This is a genomic window from Planctomycetota bacterium, from assembly GCA_039819165.1.
Lineage (GTDB): Bacteria > Planctomycetota > Phycisphaerae > Phycisphaerales > UBA1924 > JAHCJI01.
The window spans coordinates 1,528,957-1,555,063 of the sequence record JBCBSM010000001.1; the positions used below are offsets into that span (position 1 = coordinate 1,528,957).

Annotated in this window: 21 protein-coding genes; 8 read left to right on the plus strand and 13 right to left on the minus strand. The window is 71.5% G+C overall.

Going from position 1 to position 26,107, the window contains the following annotated elements; translation table 11 throughout:
• The first annotated feature begins 6 nt into the window (after nt 1–6).
• Nucleotides 7–324, plus strand: a complete 318-nt coding sequence (locus AAFX79_06610; GenBank protein MEO1008219.1) for a hypothetical protein — start codon at nt 7–9, stop codon at nt 322–324.
• A 10-nt stretch (nt 325–334) separates the two neighbouring features.
• Here the strand turns inward: AAFX79_06610 and AAFX79_06615 are convergent, their stop codons facing one another.
• From AAFX79_06615 to hpnC, 6 genes are all read right to left on the minus strand, one after another.
• Nucleotides 335–1,765 carry a M20/M25/M40 family metallo-hydrolase gene (locus AAFX79_06615; GenBank protein ID MEO1008220.1) on the minus strand — a complete coding sequence of 477 codons (1,431 nt, stop codon included), beginning with the start codon at nt 1,763–1,765 and terminating at the stop codon, nt 335–337.
• A gap of 39 nt (nt 1,766–1,804) precedes the next feature.
• The gene (locus tag AAFX79_06620) at nt 1,805–2,320 is read right to left on the minus strand and encodes a hypothetical protein (GenBank protein ID MEO1008221.1); all 516 of its coding nucleotides are present in this window, start codon (nt 2,318–2,320) and stop codon (nt 1,805–1,807) included.
• Between the two features lie 50 nt (nt 2,321–2,370).
• On the minus strand, nt 2,371–3,474 hold the full coding sequence (locus tag AAFX79_06625; protein ID MEO1008222.1) for a type II secretion system protein: 1,104 nt from the start codon (nt 3,472–3,474) through the stop codon (nt 2,371–2,373).
• 147 nt (nt 3,475–3,621) lie between these two features.
• A complete protein-coding gene (gene hpnE / locus AAFX79_06630) occupies nt 3,622–4,932 on the minus strand; it encodes a hydroxysqualene dehydroxylase HpnE (GenBank protein MEO1008223.1) in 1,311 nt (436 codons plus the stop codon).
• A complete protein-coding gene (locus AAFX79_06635) occupies nt 4,929–5,834 on the minus strand; it encodes a squalene/phytoene synthase family protein (protein ID MEO1008224.1) in 906 nt (301 codons plus the stop codon). The genes hpnE and AAFX79_06635 overlap by 4 nt, the downstream gene beginning before the upstream one ends.
• Nucleotides 5,810–6,826 (minus strand): squalene synthase HpnC, encoded by a 1,017-nt coding sequence (gene hpnC / locus AAFX79_06640; GenBank protein ID MEO1008225.1) that lies wholly within the window; start codon nt 6,824–6,826, stop codon nt 5,810–5,812. Before hpnC ends, AAFX79_06635 begins: the two co-directional genes overlap by 25 nt.
• A 112-nt stretch (nt 6,827–6,938) precedes the next feature.
• Between hpnC and ispH the strand changes: the two genes are divergently transcribed.
• Nucleotides 6,939–8,000, plus strand: a complete 1,062-nt coding sequence (gene ispH / locus AAFX79_06645; GenBank protein ID MEO1008226.1) for a 4-hydroxy-3-methylbut-2-enyl diphosphate reductase — start codon at nt 6,939–6,941, stop codon at nt 7,998–8,000.
• Between the two features lie 14 nt (nt 8,001–8,014).
• Here the strand turns inward: ispH and AAFX79_06650 are convergent, their stop codons facing one another.
• On the minus strand, nt 8,015–9,448 hold the full coding sequence (locus tag AAFX79_06650) for a PQQ-binding-like beta-propeller repeat protein (GenBank protein ID MEO1008227.1): 1,434 nt from the start codon (nt 9,446–9,448) through the stop codon (nt 8,015–8,017).
• A gap of 169 nt (nt 9,449–9,617) precedes the next feature.
• Between AAFX79_06650 and AAFX79_06655 the strand changes: the two genes are divergently transcribed.
• Nucleotides 9,618–11,510: a homocysteine S-methyltransferase family protein gene (locus AAFX79_06655; protein MEO1008228.1), complete on the plus strand. Its 1,893-nt coding sequence runs from the start codon at nt 9,618–9,620 to the stop codon at nt 11,508–11,510.
• The gene (locus AAFX79_06660) at nt 11,503–13,260 is read left to right on the plus strand and encodes a vitamin B12 dependent-methionine synthase activation domain-containing protein (protein MEO1008229.1); all 1,758 of its coding nucleotides are present in this window, start codon (nt 11,503–11,505) and stop codon (nt 13,258–13,260) included. The genes AAFX79_06655 and AAFX79_06660 overlap by 8 nt, the downstream gene beginning before the upstream one ends.
• A gap of 15 nt (nt 13,261–13,275) precedes the next feature.
• Here the strand turns inward: AAFX79_06660 and AAFX79_06665 are convergent, their stop codons facing one another.
• Genes AAFX79_06665 through AAFX79_06680 form a run of 4 tightly spaced genes read right to left on the minus strand, consistent with a single transcriptional unit; the run spans nt 13,276 to nt 19,852 of the window.
• Nucleotides 13,276–15,372: a helicase C-terminal domain-containing protein gene (locus AAFX79_06665; GenBank protein ID MEO1008230.1), complete on the minus strand. Its 2,097-nt coding sequence runs from the start codon at nt 15,370–15,372 to the stop codon at nt 13,276–13,278.
• Nucleotides 15,365–16,216 carry a 16S rRNA (guanine(527)-N(7))-methyltransferase RsmG gene (rsmG, locus tag AAFX79_06670; protein ID MEO1008231.1) on the minus strand — a complete coding sequence of 284 codons (852 nt, stop codon included), beginning with the start codon at nt 16,214–16,216 and terminating at the stop codon, nt 15,365–15,367. The genes AAFX79_06665 and rsmG overlap by 8 nt, the downstream gene beginning before the upstream one ends.
• Nucleotides 16,170–17,423, minus strand: a complete 1,254-nt coding sequence (locus tag AAFX79_06675; protein ID MEO1008232.1) for an FtsW/RodA/SpoVE family cell cycle protein — start codon at nt 17,421–17,423, stop codon at nt 16,170–16,172. The genes rsmG and AAFX79_06675 overlap by 47 nt, the downstream gene beginning before the upstream one ends.
• Nucleotides 17,420–19,852 carry a penicillin-binding transpeptidase domain-containing protein gene (locus AAFX79_06680; GenBank protein MEO1008233.1) on the minus strand — a complete coding sequence of 811 codons (2,433 nt, stop codon included), beginning with the start codon at nt 19,850–19,852 and terminating at the stop codon, nt 17,420–17,422. The genes AAFX79_06675 and AAFX79_06680 overlap by 4 nt, the downstream gene beginning before the upstream one ends.
• A gap of 386 nt (nt 19,853–20,238) precedes the next feature.
• Here AAFX79_06680 and AAFX79_06685 point away from each other — a divergent pair, with 386 nt between their 5' ends.
• Together AAFX79_06685 and AAFX79_06690 are read left to right on the plus strand one after the other, a co-directional pair.
• Nucleotides 20,239–21,993 (plus strand): GC-type dockerin domain-anchored protein, encoded by a 1,755-nt coding sequence (locus tag AAFX79_06685; GenBank protein MEO1008234.1) that lies wholly within the window; start codon nt 20,239–20,241, stop codon nt 21,991–21,993.
• Between the two features lie 113 nt (nt 21,994–22,106).
• Entirely contained in the window at nt 22,107–22,907 is an 801-nt protein-coding gene (locus AAFX79_06690; GenBank protein ID MEO1008235.1) for a hypothetical protein, read from the plus strand.
• A gap of 44 nt (nt 22,908–22,951) precedes the next feature.
• Here AAFX79_06690 and folE2 read toward each other — a convergent pair whose 3' ends face one another.
• On the minus strand, nt 22,952–23,722 hold the full coding sequence (gene folE2, locus AAFX79_06695; GenBank protein ID MEO1008236.1) for a GTP cyclohydrolase FolE2: 771 nt from the start codon (nt 23,720–23,722) through the stop codon (nt 22,952–22,954).
• Between the two features lie 130 nt (nt 23,723–23,852).
• The gene (locus AAFX79_06700; GenBank protein MEO1008237.1) at nt 23,853–24,674 is read right to left on the minus strand and encodes a hypothetical protein; all 822 of its coding nucleotides are present in this window, start codon (nt 24,672–24,674) and stop codon (nt 23,853–23,855) included.
• A gap of 135 nt (nt 24,675–24,809) precedes the next feature.
• Here AAFX79_06700 and AAFX79_06705 point away from each other — a divergent pair, with 135 nt between their 5' ends.
• Together AAFX79_06705 and AAFX79_06710 are read left to right on the plus strand one after the other, a co-directional pair.
• Complete coding sequence (locus AAFX79_06705) at nt 24,810–25,817, plus strand: hypothetical protein (protein ID MEO1008238.1); 1,008 nt, start codon at nt 24,810–24,812, stop codon at nt 25,815–25,817.
• Complete coding sequence (locus AAFX79_06710) at nt 25,814–26,089, plus strand: hypothetical protein (GenBank protein ID MEO1008239.1); 276 nt, start codon at nt 25,814–25,816, stop codon at nt 26,087–26,089. Before AAFX79_06705 ends, AAFX79_06710 begins: the two co-directional genes overlap by 4 nt.
• Nucleotides 26,090–26,107: the final 18 nt, after the last annotated feature.

Genomic DNA, 26,107 nt, shown 5'->3' on the forward strand with positions numbered 1-26,107 from the left:
CACGGCATGCAGCATGCGTCCATCGAGGCCTCGCTGGTGCTTCTCGTGCTCGCCGCTGCCGGCGTCCTGGCGATCCTGCTCGTCCTGTCGGCGGCCATCCGCGACGGCCGGGACATCATCGCGCTGCACGCCCGGGCCAAGCAGATCCTCGACCAGCAGCGGAAGCTCATGATCGCCCGCGGCCTCATCGCCGATCCCGACGAGGAGCCCATCGACGTGGACCCCGTCGACGAGGACGCGACCGGCGACGCCGCAGCGACCGCCGACGAGTCCGCCGGGGCCATCCCCGAGGCCGGCGAGGACGTACGGCGGCGGGCGGCCTGATCCGCCATCCTCACGGCCGGCCACCCCGCAGCAGGTCGATCAGCACCGCGTGGGCCCGCACGCCGAGGCGGTAGCACGGCACCTCGAACTTCTCGTTGGGCGAGTGCACGCGATCGTCTTCCAGGCCGAAGCCCATGAACACGGTGTCCAGCCCCAGGTGCTCCTTGAGCAGGCCGGCGACCGGGATCGAGCCACCCGTCTTGATCAACGCCGCGTCCGAGCCCGAGGCGATCTTCAGCGCTTCGGCCGCCCGCCCAAGCCAGGGCGACTCGGGGTCGAGGCTCGCGGGCGGGCCGCCGGCCATCTCGGTCAGCTCCCACCGGCAGCCCGGCGGCGTGCGCTCCTCCAGCCACGCGAAGAACTTCGTCGCGATGTCGTGGGGTTCCTGGTCGGCCACCAGCCGGAAGCTGATCTTGGCGCTCGCGTGCGCCGGGATCACCGTCTTCGCGCCGGCGCCGGTGTAGCCGCCCCACATGCCGTTGATCTCGGCCGTTGGCCGCGCCCACTCTCGCTCCAGGGCGCTCCAGCCGGCCTCGCCGATGTCGGCAGCCGACTCGAGCCCCACCGAGCGCAGCGCCGCGGCGGCATCGGTGCCGAGCGCTCTCCACCGCGATCGCTCGTCCTCGGTCGGTTCGATCACGCCGTCGTAGAAGCCCGGGATCGCCACGCGGCGGTCGGCGTCCCACAGCTGCGCCAGCACCTTGGGCAGCTCGTTGAGCGGGTTGGGCACCCGGCCTCCCCACTGGCCCGAGTGCAGATCCTTGTCCGGCCCGTGCAGCGTGACCTGCGTGTACGCCAGCCCGCGCACGCCGTAGGTGATCGCCGGCTTGCCGCGGCCCAGCATTCCCGTGTCGCTGATGAGGCAGAAGTCGCAGCCGCCCAGCTCGGCCTTGTGCTGCTGCAGGAACCGCTCGAGGTTCTCCGAGCCCGATTCCTCCTCGCCCTCGATCAGCACGGTGTACCGCACGCCGCCCGCGGGCTCACCGCTCAGCTCCTTCCACGCCCGCAGCGCCTCGAGGAACGTCGCGACCTGGCCCTTGTCGTCCACCGCGCCGCGGGCCACGACGTGCTCGGCCGGCACCTCGTCGGTCGCGGGCTGGATGACCGGATCGAACGGGCCGGTGTGCCACAGCTCCAGCGGATCGGGCGGCTGCACGTCGTAGTGCCCGTAGAACAGCACGTGCGGGCCGGCCTCGCCCGCGCCCGCGGGCGTGCGGCCCAGCACGATCGGGTGGCCGCTGCCCGGCGGATCGCCCGTGGGCACCAGGTCGGCCTCCAGCCCGGCCTCGCGGAGTTGCTCGGCCGCCCACTCCGCCGCCCGGGCGCATTGCTGCTTGAAGTCCGGATCGGCGCTGATGCTGGGGATCCGCAGCCAATCGCACAGCCGGCGCAGGCCGTGCTGCTCGTCGGACGACAGCCGTTCGAGGACCCGCTCGATCATGCACCCCTCCGCACGGACGATGGCGCGAGGTGGAGCGCCCTAGCCCCGCTCCCGGTCGGCCGCCTCGAGCATCAACTCGAGCGGCGGCTGCGGGTTGCGGCCCCGGACGGGCCGGCCGCAGTCCGGGCATTCCACCGACGCCGTGCCGAAGGGAACGTAGACCCAGGTGGGATCGAGCGTCGCCCCGCCCTCGGGGGTCCAGTAGCAGGGCTCGGCGGGCACCAGGGTGTCCCGGCCCGTCTCGGGGTTCCGCATGGGGAAGGTGGCGCCATCGGGGATCCGGAAGTCCACGAACACCGCCCCGGTGTCGCGATCGATGAGCGTCCGCTGGCGGCTCCAGGACTCCAGGGACGCCTGCTCGCCGCGGAAGGACCGCGCCGCGATGACGGCCGCCGCGATCAGCAAGCCCAGCACCAGCGGCGCCAGCACGATGTTCTTGTTGAATCCGCCGCCGGACCCGCCCTGCGGCGGCGACTGCTCCGACCGCTGGCGGTCGAAGTCCTCCACGATGCTGCCGAGGCTGTCCTGCTGGCTCTGGGTGTGGGTCTGGGTCATGGCGATCGAGGCTATCCGTCCCGTGGCGCCGGCAACTGCGGTGTGCGGCCCTAGGGCACGATATACGGATCCGACTCGGACAGGTCGCCCACCTTCTCCGGCCAGGTCTGCAGCGTGTAGTTCCAGAACGAGCCGGACGACGTGAGCTTGGTGCCCGTCGGGAACCAGTAGTCGGGATTCGTGGCGTCGCCATCGGTCATGAGTTCGACGTGACCGTCGAAGAAGCCGATGTGGCCCAGCACCTGGGTGGCCGCAATCTTGTTGGGGTCGGTCCGCGTGCCGTGCCGGAAGGCGAAGCGCCGCATGTCCGGGAACTCGCCGGGACTCAACGCGTGCAGCCGGCGGCCGGGCTCGCCCGGCGCCACCGTGCGATCGAGTTCTTTGCTCTCCCGCCACCAGGCTCCGACCCCGCCGAACGCGCCGCCGAACCATCCACCGCCGCCCGAACGCAGCCCCATGTCGTGGTCGAAGTCGGGCCGCGTCCCGCGACTGGCGTACCGATGGCCCTCGAAGACCGCCGCCTTCTGGAACAAGCTCCCGACGTTGTAGATGTACGGCCTGTAGTTGCCGCGGTCCTGCGCCGTGAACACCCCCGTGCCGCCGTCCGCGCGGCTGCGTGTCGACGTCGTGAACTGCGTGCTCATGTTGTACGAGATCATGCGGCCCGTGGAGAAGTAGCGATCATCCGGATTGGGCCAGGGGAGGGCCTGGAAGTCGTTGGCCGGGCAGATGAACTCCTCGAGCTGCTCGCGATACCAATTGAAGCGGGCCGCCCGCAGCGGCTCGCCCTCGCGGCTGCGTCCCTCGGAGAAGAAGCCGTCGCCCGGACCGCTCTTGCCGTTCTGGTAGGCCAGCGGGCCCATCCAGTCCCAGGTCTGCATCGCGATGCCGTTGAAGCGGCCAAAGGACGCGTCGAAGCCGCTGCTATCGGGGCTGCCGACGATCAGGTCCTTGTTGCCGTTGGCGTAGAGCGCGATGCCCTGCGCGATGCCGCGGAGGTTGCTCGACCCCTTGAGCGTGCGGGCCGCGTTGCGGGCGTCGCCCAGCGCAGGGATCAGGATGCTGATCAGCAGCGCGATGACGGCGATGACGACCAGCAGCTCGATCAGCGTAAAACCAATCCTGCAACGCCGACGCGGAACGCCGTTGGACATGTCGAAACTCCCCTTGGCCGAATGACCGCCCCTGGTCCGCCAAAGGCAAGGCTAGCAGCAGCGCACCCCCGCCACCACGCCGTGTTGGCTATCCCGGGCACCGTCTGGGGCCGTCCCGACGCCGGCGGACCGGACTTTGCGCAGTCTTCACACAATCGCGTCCCGCCGCCCGCCAAACGACAGCAGCACCGTTGCGGCGGCGGCCTCCCCGCTGCGGACGGCGCTCTCCATCGTCGCGGGCCAGCCGGTGGCCGTGGCGTCGCCCGCGAGGTAGGCACCGTTGTCGGTTCGGCTGCCGGGCACGGGCCGGGCGGGCTGGAATTCGGGCGTCGCCGCGAACGTCGCCCGCCGCTCGAGCACGGCGCGCGCCCACTCGAGCCGCGCGCCCTTCGCCGCCGGCAGCCGCGCAACGTCCGCGAGCACGCGCTCGACGATGGCGTCCTCGCCCAGGCCCACCCAATCGTCGGCCGCGCTCGCCACGGCGTGCACCAGGCGCGGGTCGCGGTGCTTGCGGAACAACCAGTGCGTCGCCGCGTCGACCAGCACCGCGTGCGGCACGTCGAGCACCGGGCGATCGAACCGCAGATGCACGCCCAGGATCGGGCTGAAGGACACGCCCGCGTACGGCTCGCGGCCGCCGATGGTCACGAGGCGATTGGCCGCCACCGCGTCGAGTGCGCAGACCACCGCGTCGGCAGCCAGCGAGTCGCCGCCGACCAGCCGCACGCCGCCCGGCTCGATGCCCGCGACCCTGGCGCCCAGCCGCACGCCGCCTCCCGCGGCCTCGAGCAAGCGGTGCAGCGGGGCGTACAGGTCAACGAGCGGGCCGGCGGGCACGCCGATGGACGACGCCCGCGCACCAGCGAGCAGCGTGCCCTGCACCACGTGCAGGGCGCACTCGGTGCTCACGCGGTGCGGCTCGAGGTTGCAGGCGCTGACGATCAGCGGGGTCCAGAACCGCGCAATCGACCGGGGCGTTTGCCGCTGCTCCGCGAGCCACGCGCCGAAGGGGAGCGTCGCGAGCGACGCCCGATCGACCCGCCGCGCCGCGAGCACCGCCCGCGCGATGCACCGCTTGTCGGCTCGCGACAGGAAGCGGGCCCGCAGGAACGACCACGCGAACTCGCCAGGCGTCGGCAGCGGCAGGGGACGCAGCACCGACCGCCGCCCGCTCGGCTCGATCCACGTCTGCCGCGGCGTCCACTCGAGCTGGTCGGCCGTGCCCAGCCGCCGCAGGAAGGCGACGTACCGCACGCAGGCGCCCATGGCCACGTGCTGGCAGTTGTCCAGGACCTCGCCGCTGCGCTGGTCCTCGAACGAGCCCGCACGGCCGCCGAGCACGCGGCGGGCCTCGAGCAGCGTGACCCGCACGCCGGCGTCGGCGAGCATCATCGCCGCCGCCATGCCCGCGATGCCACCGCCGGCAACGATGGCCGTCGGCGAGGCCGCCTCGCTCACGCGTGGGCGCCGGCCGGCAGCACCCGCCGCGCCAGCGCACCGATCGCCACGCGGAGCTTCGAGGCCGCCGTCAGCCGCGGCGGACGCTGCCGCCGCAGCCGACCCAGGATCGCGCCGTACGCGCTGGTCATCGCCCAGGTCGCGGCACGCGCGTCCCGGCGGATCAGCCCGTCCAGCGGCGCGGACTCGGCCAGCATCGCCTCCGCCGCGGCCGCGAGATCCGCCCGCGCCGCCCGCACGCCGTCGGCGGAGGTCGGGTCGATCCCCAGCCGCGCGAGCCGCTCGCGGGGCAGGTAGCGGCGGCCTGCCGCGAGATCCGATTCCAGGTCGCGGGCGATGTTGATCAGCTGGAACCCCCGGCCGCGGAGCGCCGCCAGTTCGAGCGCCGCATCCCGCGAAACGCCGGGCCGGAGCCCCCAGATGGCGGTGCAGCACCGGCCAACGTTGCCCGCGACGCGATCGCAGTAGGCCATCAGCTGCCCGTCGGTATCCAGGTCGACGAGGCCGACATCCTGGCGGACGCCAGCGATCAGCCCCAGCAGCCACGCCGGCTCGATCTGGTGTTCGCGCACCGCCTCGGCGACGGCGGGCCAGAGCGAGCGATCGGGCGGCGTGCCCGCGAGCGTGCCGCGGGTATCGAACTCGAAGGCATCGAGCACCGCGCGGCGATCGTCGGCCGGGGCGTCCGCGTCCGCGGCGTCGTCCGCCAGCCGCATCCACGCGTAGATCGCCGTCATGGCCGGCCGGCACCGCGCAGGCGTCAGCCGTATGCCGATGGCGAAGCTCGTGCCCGATCCGGCCGTCACGCGGCGGCAGACCGCGTAAGACTCGGCCAGCGAGGGGCTGGGCTCGGACCGCATCGTCGCCTCGATGCCGCTCAGCTCGGTCGCCGGTACCGCCACGGAAGGCAATATAGGGATGCGATCGGACCCGCCACGAGTAGCAGCTTCCGCCATGCGGGAAGAACGGGCCGCTGCCACAGCGTCGCGCAGCCCCGCCGCTCGACCTCCCGCAGCGTCTCGCGGCCACCCTGCGCCATCGCGCCGATCAGCAGCCCGAGCCGGCCGCCTACCCGCGACGGCAGCCCCTCGCCGGCGTCGTACAACTCGTGCGTCCGCGTGACCAGCGGCCGCACCGCCCGGATGTACCGCACCCGCAGATCGTGATCGTTCTGTCGCTCGATGCCGGCGTGCAGGTCGGCCTCGGCCAGCCCGATGTCCTCCAGCGGCAGATACACGCGATCGCGCTCCAGCAGATCCCGCCGGACGTCCTGGATGTGGTTCGTGATCTGCAGGGCCGTGCAGATCGCGTCGCTCTGCCGCCAGGCGTCCTTGCTCGCGGCGTCCTCCTCGGGCGACCGCAGGCCCGCGAGCATGAGCACCAGCCGCCCCACCGGGTTGGCGCTCTTGGTGCAGTAGCCCAGCAGCTGGTTCCACGTCCGGTAGCGTGCGACCCGCTGGTCCATCTCGAAGGCCTCGATCAGGTCCTCGAAGGGCTCCAGCGGCAGACGGTGCCGCTCGATCGTCGGGGCCAGGGCGGCCAGCACGGGGTGCCGCTGCTCATCGCCGGCCGTGGCCCGGAGTTCCTCTCGGAACCACCCAAGCAGGGCCGCCGCCCTCGACCGCACGTCGGCGGCCGTGGCGTCGGCGGGCAGCGACGGATCCCGCTCGTCCCCGAGGTCGTCGGCCCAGCGACAGAAGGCGTACACGGCCGCGAAGTCCTCGACCAGGTCTTCCGGCAGCAGCCGGCTGAGCACCACGAAGTTCTCGGTGCTCGCCCGGGCGAAGCCGACCGCGTACGACCGCGCCTCGCCCTGGGACACCACCCCACAACGCTCCGGGCCGAAGTCGGCCAGCAGGCGGATCGGCGGCACGTCTGGGGAAAGGATGGCCATCGATGCTGGTGAACGAGCTTGCGGCGGCGGCACATCGGACGGGCCTACCGCCCAATAGCGCGAACCCGGATGCCACCCCGCCCACTACAATAAGCGGAGCCGGAGACGCCGCGTGAAGATCGTGCTTCCAAATCCCAGGGGCTTCTGCGCGGGCGTCCGCATGGCCATCGATGTCGTCGACCAGGTGCTCGACCTCTGCCCCGACGAGCCCGTCTACGTCTACCACGACATCGTCCACAACAAGCACGTCGTCGGCCGCTTCCGCGAGCGGGGCGTGGTCTTCGTCGAGGAGGTCGACCTCGTGCCCGCGGGCGCCATCGTGGTCTTCAGCGCCCACGGCGTGAGCCCGCTGGTGCGGCAGCGAGCCGAGGCCCGCGGCCTGCGGGTCATCGACGCTACCTGCCCGCTGGTCACCAAGGTGCACAACGAGGCCATCCGCTACGCCAGGCTCGGCTTCCAGATCCTCCTCGTCGGCCACGCCGACCACCAGGAGGTCATCGGCACGCGGGGCGAGGCCCCCGACGCGACGCAGGTCGTCGAGTCGCCCGCGGACATCCCGGGCCTCACGATCCGCGACCCCGAGAAGCTCGTGTACCTGACCCAGACCACGCTGAGCACCGATGACGCCGGCGTGATCATCGAGGCGCTCAAGGAGGCGTTCCCGGGCATCAAGGCGCCCCCGAGCGAGGACATCTGCTACGCCACCACCAACCGCCAGCACGCGGTACGGCAGCTCGCGCCGCGATGCGACCTCACCCTCGTCGTCGGCTCGCGGAACAGCTCCAACAGCAAGAGGCTGACCGAGATCAGCGGCAACGCCGGCACGCCGGGCCACCTCATCGACGACGCCGGCGAGATCGACTGGGACTGGTTCCCCTCGCCCGGCTGCACCGTGCTGCTCAGCGCCGGCGCCAGCGCTCCGGAGGACCTCGTCGCCGGCGTCTGCCGCGCCCTGCTCGACCGCTTCGGCGGCACCATCGAGCAATGGGACGTCTCGGATGAGGACGTCTATTTCGCCCAGCCCCTGGGACTCAAGCGGATGATGCGGGACCATGGCATCGATCCCAAGAGCCGCACCCTCCGCGTGACGGCGCCCACGATCACCGAGGACGCCTACGGCGCGGTCGCGCTCACCATCAGCGCCGGCTCGGGCCGCACGGCCGAATCCGCCTAGCGGCGTTCCCGCCGCTAGCAGCCCGCGTCGAACGCGTTCTGGAAGGCGAGGAAGTCGAACAGCGTCAGCGAACCGTCGCCATCGAAGTCGGCCGCGGGATCGCCGGCGTCGAAGAGGTTCTGGAACATCAGGAAGTCGAAGAGCGTCAGCTCGCCGTCACCGTCGAGATCGGGCAGGCAGCCGCCGGCGGCCGACCGGAACGCCCGGACGTCCGTGCCCACCCCGGCGATCACCAGCGTGCCATCGGGGCCGATCGCCGGCCCGCCGATGTTGACGTTCGTCACCGGCACGCTCCACAGCTCGGCCAGTTCGGCATCGAACGCGAACGCCCGGCCGGTCGCGAACTCGCCATTGACGGCGAACACCCGCCCGTCGCGGTCGGCCGCCATCCGCACGCCCGTGCCCCCGCCGGCCAGCGGCACCGATGTGTCCAGCACGCTGCCGTCTCCGGGGTCGAGCCGCACGATCGCGTAGTCGCGGTCGACGGCGTACACGCTGCCATCGGGTCCAACGGTGAACTCGCTGCTCGTGGTCCAGCCGGCCTCGATGGACCACTCGACGGAGATGTCCGGCCCGTTGTCCGAGAGCGCGTAGAAGAAGTCGACCGCCGGGTTGTTCTGCACCCGCTGCACGTAGATCGTGCCATCCGGGCCGATCATGGGCGTGGTCTGGATGGTGAAACCGGGCATGAGCTCGCTGGCCAGCTCGAAGGCGCCCGACGCCAGGTCGAAGCGCTTCACAACGTGGCCACCCGGCGCCGCATCGATCACGTAGGCCTTGCCGCCAAAGAGCGCCGCGCCGCACGTGCCGCTGACCGAGCAGGATCGATCCGCCGACCACACGAGGTCGCCGGTCTCGGCATCGAATCGCTTGATGGTTCGGAAGTCGGCGGCGATCAGGTCGCCATCATCGGCGAAGACCGCGCCGTCGTAGAAGCCGATGGCCGTCTCTTCTGTCGACATCCAGAGCGTGTCGCCCGTCTCGGCGTCCAGGCACCAGACGATCGCCGACACGCTCGAGCCGTTGCCCGCCCGCGTCGCGAAGACGCGGCCGTCCCGCACGCCGAGCAGCGCCGTCGTCCAGTCGCCGGGCTCGGCGGGGATCTCGCGGAACCACAGCTCGTCGCCGGTGTCCAGGTCCATCGCGACCACGGGCGATTCATCGCTCGCCGGCTCGGGCGGGAAGCCCGTCTGGCGGACCAGGAACACCCGCCGCCCCTCGATCACCGGCTGCCACGAGATGATCGAGCGACGTCCGCCGTCCCACAGCACGTCGGGGGACGCCGGCCCCGCCTCGGTCGTCTGGCCGTTTCGCTGGGCGTTGCCCCCCGAGTTCGACCACTGGCCCAGACACGGGCCGCACGCGGCGGCGAGCACGCCCGCGGCGAGGGTGATCGACCGAGCACAACGGCGACGAACGAGCCCATCGACGGATCCGGCCGGCATCATCTTCTCCTCCTCGCATCCTGGCCCCGGCCCGTTGCCACCGGCGGCGGCGTGGGCCCGCCTTGGGTACGCCCGTGCAGGTGTGGCGTTGCCTTCGGGGCGATCTGTGATCTTTTTATCCTATCATCCGGATGAATGGATAGAATGCAACCGCTCGGACGATGGAGAACCCATGACCAATGGTGACCTGCACGGCGGCCGACTCGCGCAAGCCCTTGCCTCAAGAGTGCTTGTGCTGGATGGAGCCATGGGCACGAGCCTCTACAGCCGCGATCTGACCGTCGAGGGCGACTACTGCGGCTGCGAGAACTGCACCGACATCCTGGTCGACACCAGGCCCGATATCGTGGAGGAGATCCACCGCGAGTTCCTCGAGGCCGGCGCCGACTGCATCGAGACCAACAGCTTCGGCGCCAACACGCTGGTGCTCGGCGAGTTCGACCGCGGCGAGCACGCCCGCACCTACTCCCGAAGGGCCGCCGAGATCGCCCGCGCCGCCGCCGACCAGTTCTCGACGGGCGACAAGCCCCGCTTCGTGCTGGGCTCGATGGGCCCGGGCACCAAGCTCATCACGCTGGGCAACACCGACTGGCCCACGATGCTCGCCAGCTACCGCGAGCAGGCGCTCGGCCTGATCGAGGGCGGCGCGGACGCCTTCCTCATCGAGACCTGCCAGGACATCCTCCAGGTCAAGTGCGCCATCAACGCCTGCCTGAGCGCACTGCACGAGCACGGCAAGACCGTCGCCGACGTGCCCATCATGGTCTCGGTCACCATCGAGCAGACCGGCACGATGCTCATGGGCACGAGCATCGAGGCGGCCGCCCACGCGCTCCGGCGGTACCCCATCCTGAGCCTGGGACTCAACTGCGCCACGGGCCCCACCGAGATGGCCGAGTACGTGCACTGGCTGGGCGACCACTGGGATCGGCACGTGTCCGTGGTGCCCAACGCCGGGCTGCCGGTGCTCGTCGAGGGCCGCACCGAGTACCCGCTGCAGCCCGGGCCGTTCACCGACGCGCTCATGCGCTTCGTCGAGCAGGGCGGCGTGGGACTCATCGGCGGCTGCTGCGGCACGACACCCCAGCACATCCGCGAACTCGCGCAGGCGGTGGGCGATCGCGCCCCCGGCGAACGCGAACGCAAGCCCATGCCCGCGAGTTGCACCAGCCTCTACGCCCCCACCGAGTACCGACAGGACAACTCCTTCCTCATCGTCGGCGAGCGGTGCAACGCCTCGGGCAGCCGCAAGTTCAAGCGGCTGCTGGAAGCCGAGGACTGGGACGGCGTCGTCGCGATGGCCAAGCAGCAGGTCCGCGAGGGCAGCCACGTCCTGGACCTCAACGTCGACTACGCCGGCCGCGACAACGCGGGCGACATGCGGCAGATCGTGCAGCGGCTCGTCCGCCAGCTCGACGTGCCGCTGATGATCGACAGCACGCAGATCGCCACCATCGAGGCCGGCCTGCAATGCGCGGGCGGCGCCTGCATCATCAACAGCGCCAACTTCGAGGACGGCGAGGACAAGTTCGACGCGATCTGCGGCCTCGCCAGGACCTACGGCGCGGGCCTGGTCATCGGCACCATCGACGAGGATCCCGAGGCCGCCATGGCCCGCACCGCCGACCGCAAGCTCGCGATCGCGACCCGCGCCATCGAGCGCGCGACGCAAGTGCATGGCCTCGACCAGTCGGACCTGTTCATCGATCCGCTGGTGCTGCCGATCTCGACCGGCATGGACGATGACCGCCGCAGCGCGCTCGCGCTGGTCGAGGGCGTCACGCGGATCGCCGAGGCCTTCCCCGACGTGCAGATCACCTGCGGCCTCTCGAACGCCAGCTTCGGCCTCAAGCCCGCCGCCCGGCAGGTGCTCAACAGCGTGCTGCTGGACGAGCTGGTGCGTGCCGGCCTGACGAGCGCCATCGTGCACGCCAGCAAGATCCTGCCGCTGGCCAAGATCGAGGACGGCCACAAGCGCGTGGCGCTGCACCTGATCTACGATCGGCGCGATGCGAGCGCCGGCGGCACCGGCCTGCCCGACCCCGAGGATGCGGCCGTTGCCTGAAGATCCGGATTCCACAAGCCACGACTCGGGCCACCGCCCGAGCTACGACGCGGGCTACGACCCGCTCCAGGCCTTCATCGATCTGTTCCAGGACGTCGACGCCGTCGGAGAGTCGGCCGAGACCAAAAAAGACCTCACGCTCGAGGAACGGCTCCGCGCCCACATCATCGACGGCGAGAAGCAGGACCTGACGGCCTGCCTCGACGAGGCGATGCAGCATTACCCGCCGCTGGCAATCATCAACGACCACCTGCTCGACGGCATGAAGACCGTCGGCGAGCTCTTCGGCAGCGGGCAGATGCAGCTGCCCTTCGTGCTGCAGTCCGCGGAGGTCATGAAGATGGCCGTCGCCCACCTCGAGCCCCACATGGAGCGCAGCGACGGCGACACCAAGGGCTCCATCGTGCTCGCCACCGTCAAGGGCGACGTGCACGACATCGGCAAGAACCTCGTCGACATCATCCTCAGCAACAACGGCTACACCGTCCACAACATCGGCATCAAGCAGACGCTCACGCAGATCCTCGACGCCTGGAAGGAGACCAAGGCCGACGCCATCGGCCTCAGCGGCTTGCTGGTCAAATCCGTCACGGTCATGGAGGAGAACCTCAGGGAGCTCAACGAGCAGGCCATCGACGTGCCGGTGATCCTGGGCGGCGCCGCCCTCACCCGGCACTACTGCGAGGGCCACCTCCGCGGCGTCTACAACGGCAGCGTGTACTACGGCAAGGACGCCTTCGAGGGCCTCCGCACGATGGACTTCCTCAAGGACGGTCGAGCCGAACAGCTCGATCGGGAGATCCAGGAACGGCTGGGCAAGCGGACCGAGGCCGAGCGGGTCGTCGCCGAGGCCCGCGCCAAGCAGGCCGACCAGCAGGACGCCTTTGCCGAGAGCAAGCACTCACAAGCCGCCACCACCGAACGCGTCCGCAGCGGCGTCTCCGCCGACGTCGAGGTTCCGGTCGCACCGTTCTACGGCTCGCGGGTCATCACGGACGTCCCCCTCGACGACATTTATCCCTATATCAACCCCGTCGCGCTCTTCCGCGGCCAGTGGCAGTTCAAGAAGGGCGGCCGCAGCAACGACGACTTCGAGGCCTACCTCGACGACGAGGTCCGACCCATCTTCGATCGCCTCAAGGCCCGCCTCCGCGATGATCGCGTGCTCCGGCCGAAGCTGGTCTACGGCTACTGGCCCGCGCAGAGCGACGGCGACGACCTGATCGTCTTCGATCCCAACGACCACGACCGCGAGATCGAACGCTTCCGCTTCCCGAGGCAGGACGGCAAGAAGCGCTTGTGCATCGCCGACTTCTTCCGGGCGACCGACACCGGCGAGAAGGACGTGCTCGGGCTCAGCTGCGTGACGATGGGCGAGGACGTCAGCCGCCTCGCCAAGAGCCTGTTCGACGCCAACAACTTCAGCGAGTACCTCTACGTGCACGGCATGGGTGTCGAGACCGCCGAGGCACTCGCCGAGCTGTGGCACAAGCGGATGCGAGCGGAGCTGGGCATCGGCGGCGACGACTCGCCCCGCATCCCCGAGCTCTTCCGCCAGAAGTACCGCGGCAGCCGCTACAGCCCGGGCTACCCCGCCTGCCCCGACATGAGCGACCAGGAGATCCTCTGGCGCTTGCTCGAGCCGGAACGCATCGGCTGCGTGCTCACCGAGAACTGGCAGATCGACCCCGAGCAGAGCACCAGCGCCTTCGTGGTGCATCACCCCGAGGCCAAGTACTTCAACATCTGAACGCGACGCGTACCCCTACCACGCCGACCCGAACTCGGGTGCATCCGCGTCGTCCAGATCGACGCCCTCGTGCACCTCGACGGGCACGCCCTCCGGCACCGCCGCCAGGAACGCGCGGCCGTACCCGCTGCGGACGATCCTCGGATCGAGCACCACGACGCGGCCCGTGTCGCTCGCGCTGCGGACCAGCCGGCCGAAGCCCTGCTTGAAGCGGATCACCGCCCGCGGCAGCGCATCGACGCGGAAGGGGTCCTCGCCCCGCTCGCGGAGCCGCTCGGCCCGGGCCTCGGCCACCGGGCGATCGGGCGGATCGAAGGGCAGCCGGGTGATGAGGACGTTCCGCAGCCCCGCGCCCGGCACGTCGACGCCCTGCCAGAAGCTCGCCGCCCCGAAGAGCGCCGAGGAGGGATCCTCGCGGAAGCGGGCGAGCAGCTCGCCCCGTGGCCCGTCGATCTCCTGGGCGTGCACCGCGATGCCCTGCCGTCCGAGCGCATCCCGTGTCGCCCGGGCCATCGCCCGCAGCAGCCGGAGGCTCGTGAAGAGCACGAACGCGCCGCCGTGCGTGCCGCCAACGTGCTCGACGATCGCCGCCGACAGCCGGGACTCGTAGCCGCGATCGGCCCCGCGGCCGGGCGAGCCCACCCGCGGATCGACGACGAGCCGCACCTGCGATGCGTAATCGAACGGCGAGCCGAGTGCCAGCGTCTCGGCCTCCCCGGCGCCGAGCCTGTCCCGTGCGTGCGCGAAGCCGCCGTCCTCGCGCGCCGACGTGGCGATCGTGGCGCTGGTCAGCACCACCGAGTGCTCCCGCCCGAACAGCTCGCGCTCCAGGATCGGCCCGACCTCGATGGGCGCCGCCGCGAGCGCCACGCGGGGCCGCCCGCCGCCGGATTGGCCGTGCTCGATCCAGTAGACGCAGCCCGGCACGGATTGGGCGAGCAGCTCCTCGCTCGTCCGCGCGATCTCGTCGGCCCGCAGCACGTAGCTGTTCAGCTCGTAGCGATCGGCGTCGTAGCGCGCGTCCTCGGACAGCTCGTCCCGCAACAAGCGGAGCCGCTGGGCGAGGTCGGCGAAGGCCGGCGACACGGGATTGGCAATCACGTCCGGCTCGCGGACCCGCGTCGTTGCCGCCGCTCCCCAGCCCGATGCCGGCGTACCAGCCAGCGCCGCGAGCGAGCCGAACAGCTCGCGGGCCGCCGCCTCGGCTTCCTCGACCGCCTCGATCGCGCGATGCACCGCCCGGTCGTCGGGCAGCTCGAGCCGGGCGAGATAGCCCTTCCGCGTCCGCGCGTGCAGCAGGATGCCCAGCAGGTGCATCGCCCGCCCCTCGGTCAGCGAGAGGCCGAAGTGGTCGCCCGCGACATCCTCGACGGTGTGGGCCTCGTCGAGCACGACGTGGTCGACCACGGGCAGGAAGCCCGCGCCCCGCATCCGCAGCGCGCGATCGCTGAAGAACAGCGCGTGGTTGGTCACCAGCAGGTTGGCGCCCTCCATTGCGCGGCGGGCGTTCTGGTAGAAGCACTGCGCGTTCCGCGGGCACTTGCGGCCCATGCAGTTGCCGCTGTCGCTCTGCACGCGGTCCCACACGGCCGGCCGGTCCAGCGCGGGCAGCGTGCTGAGCGTGCCATCCCGGGTCTGGTATGCCCAGTCCTCGATGACGTGCAGCGAACGCCGGCTGGCGGCGTCGGGCAGCAGGGAGTGCTGCCGCGCGCTGGCCAGCTCCAGACGCCGCACGCTGACGTAGTTGCCCCGGCCCTTGACAAGGCAGGGCCTCAGCGCCGCGGGGTGCTCGACGCTCCCGGCGAGTTCTTCCTCTAGCGTGCGCTGCAGGAATGGGATGTCGCGTTCGATGAGCTGCTCCTGCAGCGCGATGGTGTGCGTCGAAACGAGCACCCGCTCGCCCCGGCAGACGGCCCGCACGATCGCCGGCACGAGGTAGGCGAAGCTCTTGCCCACGCCCGTGCCCGCCTCGACCAGCAGGCCGGCCCGCTCGTCCATCGCGTGCTCGACGGCGGAGGCCATGCCCAGCTGCGGCTCGCGGGGCTCGTAGCCGTCGCCGAGGGCGCGAGCGATCGGGCCGTCGCGGCCCAGCAATGCCCGCGTGTCAGGCACCGGAGCGACCAGGTTCGGATCCCAGCGGCCTGCGCTTCGGCTCGCCGTTGGCCCGCGGGTACGCCCCGGGCGTCGCCCGCAGCTTCTCGAGGACCACGAGCCGGCCCGTCGGCGTGTCGATGGTCCCGGCATGGGCGGCGTGCAGTGCGTGCAGCGCGTGCTTCGCCTGCGCAAGCTCCTCGTCGGCCCTCTGCCCCTTGATGAACACCGCCAGGCCGCCGGGCTGGACGAAGGGCAGCACCAACTCGGCGGCGGTCGGTAGCGGGCCGAGGGCCCGGGCGACGGCGGCGGCGTAGGCGTCGCGGTGGGCCGCATCGCGGGCGAGCGCCTCGCAGCGGCCCGCGAGCACCGCGGCACGTTCCACGCCCAACACATCCGCTGCGGCGCGCGCAAACGCGGCCTTCTTGGCCGTGGCGTCGAGCAGGGTTACCGCGAGGTCGGGCCGCGCGATAGCCAGGGGGATCCCCGGCACCCCACCGCCCGTGCCCACGTCGATCACCCGCGCACCCGCGGGCAGGTCGGCGAGGGGCGCGAGCAGCGTGAGCGCATCGAGCACGTGCTTGTGCCAGGCCTCGCCCGCGTCGCGGATCGCCGTCAGGTTCATCGCCGTGTTGGCGTGCAGCAGCAGGGCGAGGAATCGGCCCAGGCGTTCGAGGTCATCCACCTCGAAGGCGATGCCGAGCTCAGCGGCGGCCTCAAGGAAGGCGGGCGGCGGCGCGAGCGGTTCGGCCGGCGCGGCGGCCAGGACCTCGGCGACGAAGGCCTCGGGCGTTTGCTCGCGGCCGGGCGCGGCGTCGCTAGGGGCTCGGTCGCGTGCGGACGTGGTCGAGGACGGGCGGGGCATCTCGATCAGCGTATTCGAAGGACGGGCGGTAGGGCTGCTGGCTTCGGCGAAGCCCGACGCTGAGCACCAGGCCCGTCATCAGCCAGACCGTCGCCATGCTGCTGCCGCCGTAGCTGAGGAAGGGCAGCGTGATGCCGATGATCGGCACCAGCCCGATGTTCATGCCCACGTTGATGACCAGCTGCGCGGCGATGAAGGCGGCCAGCCCCACCACCATCAGCCGGCCGAACGGCTCCGAGCACGTCGCCGCCACGCCCAGGGCGCCCAGCAGCCAGGCGAGGTAGAGCCCCAGGACGCCCACGGCCCCCCACATGCCGAAGCGGGTGGCCAGCACGCTGAAGACCATGTCGTTGTGGGCCTCGGGCAGGCGGTTGTAGCGGACGAGCGCTCGGGCGTGGGCATCGGCGTTGCCTCCGAGGCGTCCGGCGCCGACGAGCTTCTGGGCGGTGAAGCTCTGGTAGTTGATGTCGTCGGCGCCCTCCTTGCTGTCCTGGATCTGGCGGATCAGGCCGACGACGCGTTCCTTCTGGTGGGGCTTGAGGATGGGATAGCTCGCCGGCGCCGCCAGCAGCGCCACGACGACGATCACCAGCAGGTGCCGCAGCTTGGCGCCCGCGGCGAGCACGATGGCGAAGAGCGCCGGCACGAAGAGCGACGCGGTGCCCAGGTCGGGCTGCACCGTGATGAGCGCGATGGGCACGAAGGCCATCAGCCCCGGCACCACCAGTCCCAGGAATCGGCGGTGGCTCGTGCGGTACCGCAGGTACCAGGCCAGCACGAGCACGAAGGCGATCTTGGTGACCTCCGAGGGCTGGAAGTCCATCGGGCCCAGGTCGATCCAGCCCCGCGTCCCGTTGCGAGGCGTGACCAGCCACGCCGGCACCGCGGGGATCAGCAGGAACACCAGCAACCCCAGCATGAGCACCGCCAGCGGCCAGCGGAGAGCGCCGATCCAGCGGTAGTGCGGCACGCAGACGGCGGCGGCGGCGACGAGGCCCACGCCGAAGAAGATAGCCTGGCGGACCGCTTCGGTCGCGAGGCCGGGCTCGCCGGCGTCCCGCTGCGAGAGGTCGATCGCGTAGATCCCCAGCAGCGAGAGCGCCAGCCCCGCGGCGACCGAGAGCCAGGCAAAGTTGGCGATGGCCCAGCGCGCCTTCGCGCCGCCGCCCTCGGCCAGCATCAGGCCCTCGAGGCCGCTGCGGATCATCCGTCCCGGCCCAGCTGCGCGGTGCGGGTGGCGCCGCCGAGGTATCCCTCGGCCTGGAGCGCATGGATGATCTGGTTGGCGACGGGCGCGCTCACCCGGCCGCCGCTGCCGGCGAACTCCATGAGCACGGCGATGGCGTAGCGGGGCTCGGCGGCCTCGGGGTCCTCGCCCTCGCCGACGAGCCCGACGAACCACGCGTGGGTGTACTTCTCGGTGACGGGCTGGGGGTCCTCTTGGCCCGGGACGCTCTTGAGCAGCGTGGCGGGGGCCTGGGCGGTGCCGGTCTTGCCCCAGATCGTGACGCCCGGGGCGTTGAAGTAGCGGTTGTAGATGCCGTCGATCGAGACGTGGTAGCCCGTGCCGCGGTAGTCGTTGGTCGAGAGCCACAGGCCGCGTAGCGCCTGGCGGACGACCTCGGGCTCGAGGCCGATGTCATCGCGACGCCCGTCTGCGCCGCGGACGATCGTGGGCTCGATGCGGACGCCCCCGCGGGCGAGCGTGGCGTAGGCGTTGGCCGCGTGCATCGGCGACCAGACGACGGGCCCCTGGCCGATGCCCATGAGCGCCGCGTCGACGTTGGTCAGGGGCGTGCCGGCCAGCGGACCGACGAGGCCCAGGTTGCCGGGCACCGCGTCGGGGAGTTGGATGGGCCGGCGTCCGACGCCGAAGGCCCGGTAGCACTCGAAGACGCGATCGACGCCGAGCCGCGCACCGAGCGTGTTGAAGTAGATGTTGCACGAGACCATGAGCGCCTGGGCCTCGTCGGGGTCCTCGCCCAGGACGCCGGTGTGCGTTTGGAAGGCGTCGGGCCGGTAGATCCAGCAGCGGAGGATGTCCTGGCGGTTCTCGAGGAAGTGGCCGGTGCAGGGGATGCGCTCGTGCAGCGCGTGCTCGCCGCGGGAGCCCGCCCAGGCGAGGACCATGGCCTTGGCGATGGACCCGGGTGGGTAGATGGCCGACACGGCGCGGTTGATGCGGGGGTCGCTGACGCCGATGGCGTCGTCGTCGATCTGGATGCCGCCCCGGGCGTCGGCGATGGGCATGGTGGGCGTCGAGACCATCGCCAGCACCTCGCCGGTGCGGACATCGAGCACGACGGCGGCGCCGCTGAGCGGCTCGCCGGTGTCGCGGCGGAACTTCGAGTCGGCGTGCCAGGGCTGGGCGACGGCCAGGCCGACCTCGGGCGACATGGCCGCCGCGATGCGGGCCTGGAGCACCGCATCGATGGTGAGCGTCGCGTCGCGGCCGGGCTCGCGCGGGATGAGTCGCTCGTCGCCGGTATCGAGCTGGCGGACGCGGAGGCCGCGGAGGCCGCGGAGCCGGTGCTCCATGGCCGCCTCGATGCCGGTGTGGCCGACGCGATCGCCCTCCATGTACTGGCCGCGATCGGTGCCCCGGTCGGTCTCGGCCCGGGCGCGCTCCGCGGGGTTGGCTCCGAGCCAGGCTCTGCGGACGGCGGGGTCTTCCTGGTACACGCCCTCGCGGACCCAGCCCACGAGGTGGCTGGTGACGCCGTCGACGGTGACGCTCATGGCGCTTTCGTCGTGCAGCGGACCGGGCAGCGTCGACCGGTCGAGATCGACGGTGACGCGATCGAAGGGGTACTCGCGGGCGCGGCTGTTGCCGACGACGAGCCCGGGCACCGCGGGCACCTCGACGCGGGCGAAGCCGGCGGTGGGCTCGCCGAAGTCGGCGGGGGCATCGCTCACCAGCGGCACCTCGAGCACGGCTGTTCGCTCGGCCAGGTCCAGCACGTCGAAGCCCGCATCGTCGCCCACGGCGGGGATGACCGTGTGCGGCCTTCGCTCCTCGCGGACCGGGCGGTCGGCCTGGCGTTCGAGCCGCCGCTCGTGCTCCTGGCTGAGCTCGCGGCCGCGGGCGGTTGCGGCGCGGCGGAGCTCCCTGAGCCGGTTGCTCACAAAGTTTCGCCTGATGACACCGACGCGATCCAGCGCCTCCTTCCGCCGCTCGTAGATCTCCTCGAGCGGCACGCCCGCGTGGTCGGCGAGGACGGCCAGGCCCCGCTCGGCGTGATCGGCGAAGAAGGGCTCGTAGGCCTCGGCCAGCTCGCTCCGCTGGGTGCGGCCCAGCTCGGGCCAGGCCTCCGCGTGGGCGCGGCGGGCGAAGAAGGCCGACCACACGCCCGCCCATTCGCCGCTGAGCACGTCGTAGTCGACGCGGACATCGAAGGCCGGCCGATCCTGTGCGAGCACCCGCCCCGTGCGATCGAGGATGCGGCCGCGGGTCGTGGGCTCCCACGACAGGCGCACGAGCCGCCGCTCGGCCTCGGCCCGCAGCTGGGCGCCCTCGACCGCCGTCAGCCGCACGAGCTGGGCGCCGAGCACGGCCGTGCCCAGCAGCATCAGCCCGGCCAGCAGCAGCAGCCGGCCGTGGAACATGCCCAGGCCATCTTTGTCGTACATGCCCATGGACTGAGTTGTATCGGCTTGGGCCCGCAGAAAACGCAAGGGCGACCGGGACCCGAACGATGCACGGCGCGTATCGTCCGGCGGTTGTGGACGCTGCCGTCCGGGCGCGAGAACGGCCGCGACGACGAGTTCGACGAGCCGGCTTGGATATGGGTGAGGATCCGGGGGTGCGAGCGCTCTTCCTCGCCTCGAGGCTGCTCGAGGAGCGGTCGGGCTGGCTGCGCGAGCCGCTGCAACGCGAGCGAGCGGGCGCGCAACGCCGGCATGGTCACCATCAGCCTGGTGGTCATGCACGACAACTAAGAACGCATTGACAGGAGGCGCGGCCGTCATTATATTGAGGATGCACCACAGAAGTGAAGTACGGTCGGCGAAAGGGGCGCACCATGCATCGCAGTGCCAAACACGTTCCTATCGCGGCGGCCGTGCTGCTCGTGGCGGGACTTGCTCGTCCCGTTTCGGCCCAGGGTCCGCTGGAGCAGCCGTTCCCGCCCGTGTCCAGCGTCGCGGGAGACGGCATAACCGGGTTCCGGGTCAACCTCCTTCGTGATTCGACGAGCGCCGTGGCGAGGGCGGGCGACCTCAACAACGACGGCATCGACGATTTCATCATCGGAGCGGCATGGCCGGACAGCAGCTCGCGCTACACCGGAGCGGCCTACGTCGTGTTCGGACGCGCCGACGGGTTCCCGGGCTTCATAGACCTCATCTACCTCGATGGCACCACGGGCTTCCGACTCGAGCGCGACCCAATGGGTGATCGCGTGGGCAGTTCGGTGGCCCCCGCGGGCGACGTCAACGGCGATGGCATCGACGATGTCGTCATCGGTGCATCGAAGCTCGCCAGCCGGTCCCAGGATAGCGGTGCGTACGTCGTGTTTGGCCGCAACGGCGGCTTCCCGGCGGTCGTCGATCTCGGCGACCTCGGCGGAACGGCCGGCTTCCGCCTCGAGGACATCCCGAGCTCGAGCCGCCAGAGCAACGAGGCCGGCAGGTCGGTGGCGTCGGCCGACGTCAACGGAGACGGCCTCAACGACATCATCGTTGGGGCTCCCAAGGCCAGCATCGGCACCCGGCTCGAGGCCGGCATCACCTACGTGGTGTTCGGCCGCAACGGTGGCTTCCCGGCGGTGCTCAACGCCGGCGACCTCGATGGCGCCTTCGGATATCGAATCAACGGCGTCGCGAGCGACGACCTCAGCGGCACGAGCATCGCCGGCGCGGACGACGTCAACGGCGACGGCATCGACGACATCATCATCGGTGCGAAGGACGCGCGCGCGGGCCGCGGCGAGGCGTACGTCGTGTTCGGTCGCCGTGGCACGCACCCGGCGGAGGTCGAGCTGTCGGATCTCGATGGCACCGACGGGTTCCGCCTCACGACCGGATCCCACTCGGTCGCCCTGACCGAGGTCGGTGTCGCGGTGGCATCCACCGACGTCAACGGCGACGGCCTGGACGACGTCGTCGTCGGTGCCCCGGGTGCGGGACCCATCGGCAGCTACTACGGCCAATACAACGCGGGCCAGACCTTCGTGGTGTTCGGTCGCGACTATGGCTTCCCGGCGACGGTCACGCTGAACGAACTCCATGGTTCCACGGGATTCCGGATCGATGGCGACCAGCCGATTGATGACTCGGGGCGTTCGGTGGGCCCGGCGGGCGACATCAACGGCGACGGCCTCGATGACCTGATCATCGGAGCGGAGCACCGAGGATCGGTGCACATCGGGTATGGCTACTACGATCGCGGCGAAGGAGCGGCGTACGTCGTATTCGGCCGCAAGGGTGGCTTCCCGGCGGTCGTGGAACTCAGCCAGGTGGACGGCGAGAGCTCCATTCGAATCGACGGCACCGGCTGCTGTCTTGCTCGCTCGGTGTCGGGCGCGGGCGACGTGAACGCCGACGGCTCGGACGACGTCGTGATCAGCAACTACGGGCGCAGCTTCGTCGTCTATGGCCGGCTGGCCGCGTGTCGCGCCGACCTGGACGGGGACGGCGAGCTGACCCTGTTCGACTTCCTCGTCTTCCAGAACCTGTTCGACGCCGGCGATCCGCTCGCGGACTTCGACGACGACGGCGAGCTGACGATTTTCGACTTCTTGGCCTTCCAGAATGCGTTCGCCGCGGGCTGTTCGTAGGACTGACGGCGATCTTCCTCGGCGCTCGATGCCCCCGGTCGCGGGCGGCTCACCGCTAGCATGATGCCATCAACGGTTCAAGGGCGATCAGGCCGCGAACCGACCGAGGTGGCATGGCACGCATCTCCGCATCGATAGCGCACGCGGTTGGCCGGGCGTCGCCGGGCGATCGCGGGGCACGCACCGACGCGAGCGGCGATCGCATCCAGGGCCTCGCTCCGATCGGGGTCGTGTGGCCGCCGCTGGCCGCGCTGGCGGCGTTGCTCGGTGTCGTGCTGGGACTGGCGATCGCGGGCTGGCCCGCGCACTGGAGCGGGGGCATCGCCGTCGAGGGCGGTCCCATCGAGGGCGCGCAGCTGTGGGTGTGGATGCTGGCGTTGCTGCTGCTCACCCGGGGCATGGCGCGGGGGCTGCGTGGCGAGGTTGCGGGCTGGACGGGCCGCGACGCCTGGCACCTCGGCTGGCTGATGGTGCTCAGCGGGCTGGCGGTGCTCCGCGAGTTCGACGCCCACGTCGTGCTCAACCCCGAGGTGCTGGGCGATTGGGGCGTGCGGTACCGCCTCGACTGGTGGCTGGCGGCGGACAGCCCGGTGCTGCCGCGGATCGCCTGGGCCATCGCCGGCGCGCTCGGCGTGGCGGCCGTCGTGGTGCCGCCCGTGGTCTTCCGGGCGCGCGTGTTCGCGCTGCTGCGTCGGCTGGACCTCGCGTCGATCCTGATGGCGGCCGGCGTGGCGCTCGTCGTGGCGGGCTACCTGTCCGACGACGTGCTGGGCCGCGACCAGTTCGTGCCCACGGCCTACATGCAGATGATCGAGGAGGGGGCCGAGCTCGTCGGCGTCGCCTTCGTGCTCTGCGCCATGCGGGTGGTCGCGGCGCGGCCGCTGGCGGTGCGGGAGGGTCGAGCGGCGGCGTAAGGCCGGCGACCGCGATCTCGCCGTCCCGCTCTATGCGGCCGCGGCTACTTCTGCCGCTCGAGCTCGGCGTAGGCGTTGTGGCTGTGGATGCTCTCGTAGTTCTCGCTGGAGATCGCGAACCAGGTCACGCGGTCCTCGTCGTTGAGCGCGATGGCGAGATCGCGGACGATGTCCTCGACGAACTTGGGGTTGTCGTAGGCCTTCTCGGTGACGTACTTCTCGTCGGGCCGCTTGAGCAGCGCGAACACCTCGAGCGAGCTGGCGCTCTCGCAGATCTCCACGAGGTCCTCGATCCACATGGCGCCATCGAAGCGCACGCTCGCGGTGATGGTGCACCGCTGGTTGTGGGCGCCGTACTCGCTGATCTCCTTGCTGCAGGGGCACAGGCTCGTCGCGGGGGCGGCCACGGTCATGATGAAGTCGTCGTCGCCGTTGCTCGTGCAGGCGAAGGTGACGTCGTAGTCCATCAGGCTCTCGATGCCGGTGACGGGGGCCTTCTTCTTGACGAAGTAGGTGAAGCCGGCCTCGATGTGGGCCTCCTGGGCGTTCAGCCGCTCGCGGATGGCCCGGGCGACCTCGGGGAAGCGCTCGGGCGTGAGCGGCTCGCACGCGTGGGCCTCGAGCACCTCGATGAAGCGGCTCATGTGCGTGCCCTTCTGGGTGTGGGGCAGCGCGACGGACATGCTGAGCGTGGCCACCGACGCCTGCTCGCCGCCATCGCGGGTCGCAAGGCGGATGGGATAGCGGACCGAGCGCACGCCGACGCGATCGATGGCAATCTCGCGGCGGTCGGCCGTCGACTGCATGTCGGGCATGGCCGTCGTGGCGCCGTTGCCGGACGCGGGCCGCTCGTTGTCGGATTCGTTGGGCACGAGACCTCCGTTCGCGGACATGGATCTGCGGCCGTGCATGGTGCAGCGTGCGCGTCCTGCCACGCGAGAATTCCTACGCGTCGGCGCGTTTGAGGATCGAAGCGGCCCAGGCCAATCCGATGGGAATCCCCAAGAGGGCGCCGGCAGACCAGTCCAGGGGCGTCGGCCGGCTGACGGCGGGCAGTTGCTGGGCATAGCTGGCGGCGAGCGCATCGCCCGGGGGCACGGTCGCGAGCGCGAAGGCCGGCCCGGCAACGGCGAGCACCGCGCAGGCGAGCACCGCGCCCAGGGCCGGCGTCGCGCGATCGATGACCCGGACCACGAGCGTCAGGCCGACGGCCGCCAGCCCCGCCGCCGCGATGGCCTGGCCCTTGAGCGGGGTGACGGCGAACACCCAGACCAGCGCGCCGCCGGCGACGACGGCGGCGGCGATCGCCAGGGCCGACCGGCCCGACAGCGCGACGCCGCGCTCGGCCTCGACGCCGTGCTGGGCCTCGACGGGCTTGGCCAGCACGCCGATGGCCGCTCCGACGCCGGCGAGCATGACGGCGACGAGCACGCCCTCGATCACGAGCGAGGTCCACGGGCCGGTGCCCTGGGCGCGGATGATCTCGGCGGTGCTGGCGGTGCGGCCGGCCATCCAGGCCAGCACGATGCCCGCGGTCGTCAGCCCCGCCCGGGCGCCGCAGAAGCGGGCGGATACGGCCCCCAGGATCGCCGCCAGCGTACCGCCGCCCGCGAGGCCGACGACGCCCAGCACCGGGGCGCGGGACAACAGGATGGTGCCCTCCGAGCCGTCGGCGGCCTGGTTCATCGCCGCCAGCCCACCCGCGATGGGGCCTACGACGACCAGGGCGGCGATGTACAGCGTCCAGCGGATGACGGCTTCGGCCAAGGGCGACTCCCCGGGCGGATGGACCGCCCGCAAGGAGCATTGTTGGCCCCGCACGAGTGGCGTGCCCGCGGCGGCCGCGCTGCCGCGCGGAGTGGCAGCCGACGCTGCGGGGCGATGGCGGGGGTAGTCTGTCTCATGACCGATCGACCGCTGCTCGAGCCGTCGGGGCCCCACCACCGGATGAAGGTGCCGGGCTCGTGGGCGGAGATGGCCGAGTCGCTGGCGTTCGTGCTGCGGGCGCCGTCGCTCGCGCTGCACCCGGTGGTGCTCGGCGTCGCGGGTGCCGGGGCCCTCGCGATGGCCTGGGCGGCACCTGCCGACGTGCGGGATGCGCTGCCGTGGTCCGCCGACGCCACGTTCGGCGGCGTGCTCCGGTCCTGGGTGCGGCTCCTGTGGTGCGGCGTGGCGATCGCGGCAGCGGGCGGTGTGGTCGCTCGGTGGGTCGCCGCCCGGCCGACGCGGGCCGCGGTTCGCACGCCCCTGCCGCGGATCGTCTCGGCGGCCGCGGGCGGCGTGGTGGGCCTCGCGGTCGTGCTGGTGCTCGTCGTCCTGCTGGCCTGGGTGGGGGTCGCGATCGGGCGGGCGATCGGCGGCGGCACGGGAGCGGCGCTCTCGGCGCTGTCGGCGGCGGCGGTGGTCGTCGTGGCGCTCGTCGGCGTCGCGATGGCGCTGCTCGGCGTGCCGTCGATCGCCGCGAGCGACGTCGACGCGCCCGACGGGGCGCATCGGGCGGCGGCCTACCTGATGGCCCGACCGGGACTGTCGGCGGCGCTGCTCGCGGCGTCCCTCGGCCTGGCGTGGGTGGGCGGAACGGCCGCGGAGGAGCTCGTTCGCGTCGGGCACGCCCTCGCGACCGACGCGGCCTCGTCGGCGGCGGATGTCCCGTGGCTGGCGACGACCGTGTTCTGGATCGGCGTCCTGGCGGTGGGCCTGCCGGCCTGCACGCTGGCGATGCTGTCGCTCCGCGAGGCCGTCGACCGCGAGGACCGGACCGCCTGCTGGGACGCGTCCGCCCATGCGCGTGCGGTCCGCGAGGCGGCCGAAGCTCGGGCGATGCAGGTCGATCCGGCCGGGCGGTCGGCCGAATCGGGCGTTCGCCTGCAGATGAAGCCCGAGGTGGCCGGCGCGACGGACGACGCGTGAAGGCGACGCAGGCGGCCGGCGTGCTGGCCGAGGCCGGCGTGGCCCGGCTGTGGCTGCACGCCCCCGGCCGCCCGCCGCGGGCGATGGACGCCCGCTCGACCGATCTGCCGGCCGTGCTCAACGAGATGCCGGCGGACGCGACGGTGCGGGACGACGCGGGCATCGTGGTGGTTCGTGTGGCGAACGATCCGGCTCATCCAGGCAGCACCGCTCGCACAACCGATCGGCAGTTCTCGATTGAACGCCCCGGCGGCGGCGAGCCACTCGCGTAGTGCCGCCGCGTCGGCAGA

Bases quoted from the DNA above. Each gene is read 5' to 3' on its own strand.
- AAFX79_06650 (MEO1008227.1), bottom strand. From the start codon at position 9,448: ATGATGCCGGCCGGATCCGTCGATGGGCTCGTTCGTCGCCGTTGTGCT.
- AAFX79_06620 (MEO1008221.1), bottom strand. From the start codon at position 2,320: ATGACCCAGACCCACACCCAGAGCCAGCAGGACAGCCTCGGCAGCATC.
- AAFX79_06680 (MEO1008233.1), bottom strand. From the start codon at position 19,852: ATGGGCATGTACGACAAAGATGGCCTGGGCATGTTCCACGGCCGGCTG.
- folE2 (MEO1008236.1), bottom strand. From the start codon at position 23,722: ATGCCCGACATGCAGTCGACGGCCGACCGCCGCGAGATTGCCATCGAT.
- AAFX79_06610 (MEO1008219.1), top strand. From the start codon at position 7: ATGCAGCATGCGTCCATCGAGGCCTCGCTGGTGCTTCTCGTGCTCGCC.
- AAFX79_06675 (MEO1008232.1), bottom strand. From the start codon at position 17,423: ATGATCCGCAGCGGCCTCGAGGGCCTGATGCTGGCCGAGGGCGGCGGC.
- AAFX79_06615 (MEO1008220.1), bottom strand. From the start codon at position 1,765: ATGATCGAGCGGGTCCTCGAACGGCTGTCGTCCGACGAGCAGCACGGC.
- AAFX79_06685 (MEO1008234.1), top strand. From the start codon at position 20,239: ATGCATCGCAGTGCCAAACACGTTCCTATCGCGGCGGCCGTGCTGCTC.
- rsmG (MEO1008231.1), bottom strand. From the start codon at position 16,216: ATGCCCCGCCCGTCCTCGACCACGTCCGCACGCGACCGAGCCCCTAGC.
- AAFX79_06690 (MEO1008235.1), top strand. From the start codon at position 22,107: ATGGCACGCATCTCCGCATCGATAGCGCACGCGGTTGGCCGGGCGTCG.
- AAFX79_06705 (MEO1008238.1), top strand. From the start codon at position 24,810: ATGACCGATCGACCGCTGCTCGAGCCGTCGGGGCCCCACCACCGGATG.
- AAFX79_06625 (MEO1008222.1), bottom strand. From the start codon at position 3,474: ATGTCCAACGGCGTTCCGCGTCGGCGTTGCAGGATTGGTTTTACGCTG.
- hpnC (MEO1008225.1), bottom strand. From the start codon at position 6,826: ATGGCCATCCTTTCCCCAGACGTGCCGCCGATCCGCCTGCTGGCCGAC.
- AAFX79_06655 (MEO1008228.1), top strand. From the start codon at position 9,618: ATGACCAATGGTGACCTGCACGGCGGCCGACTCGCGCAAGCCCTTGCC.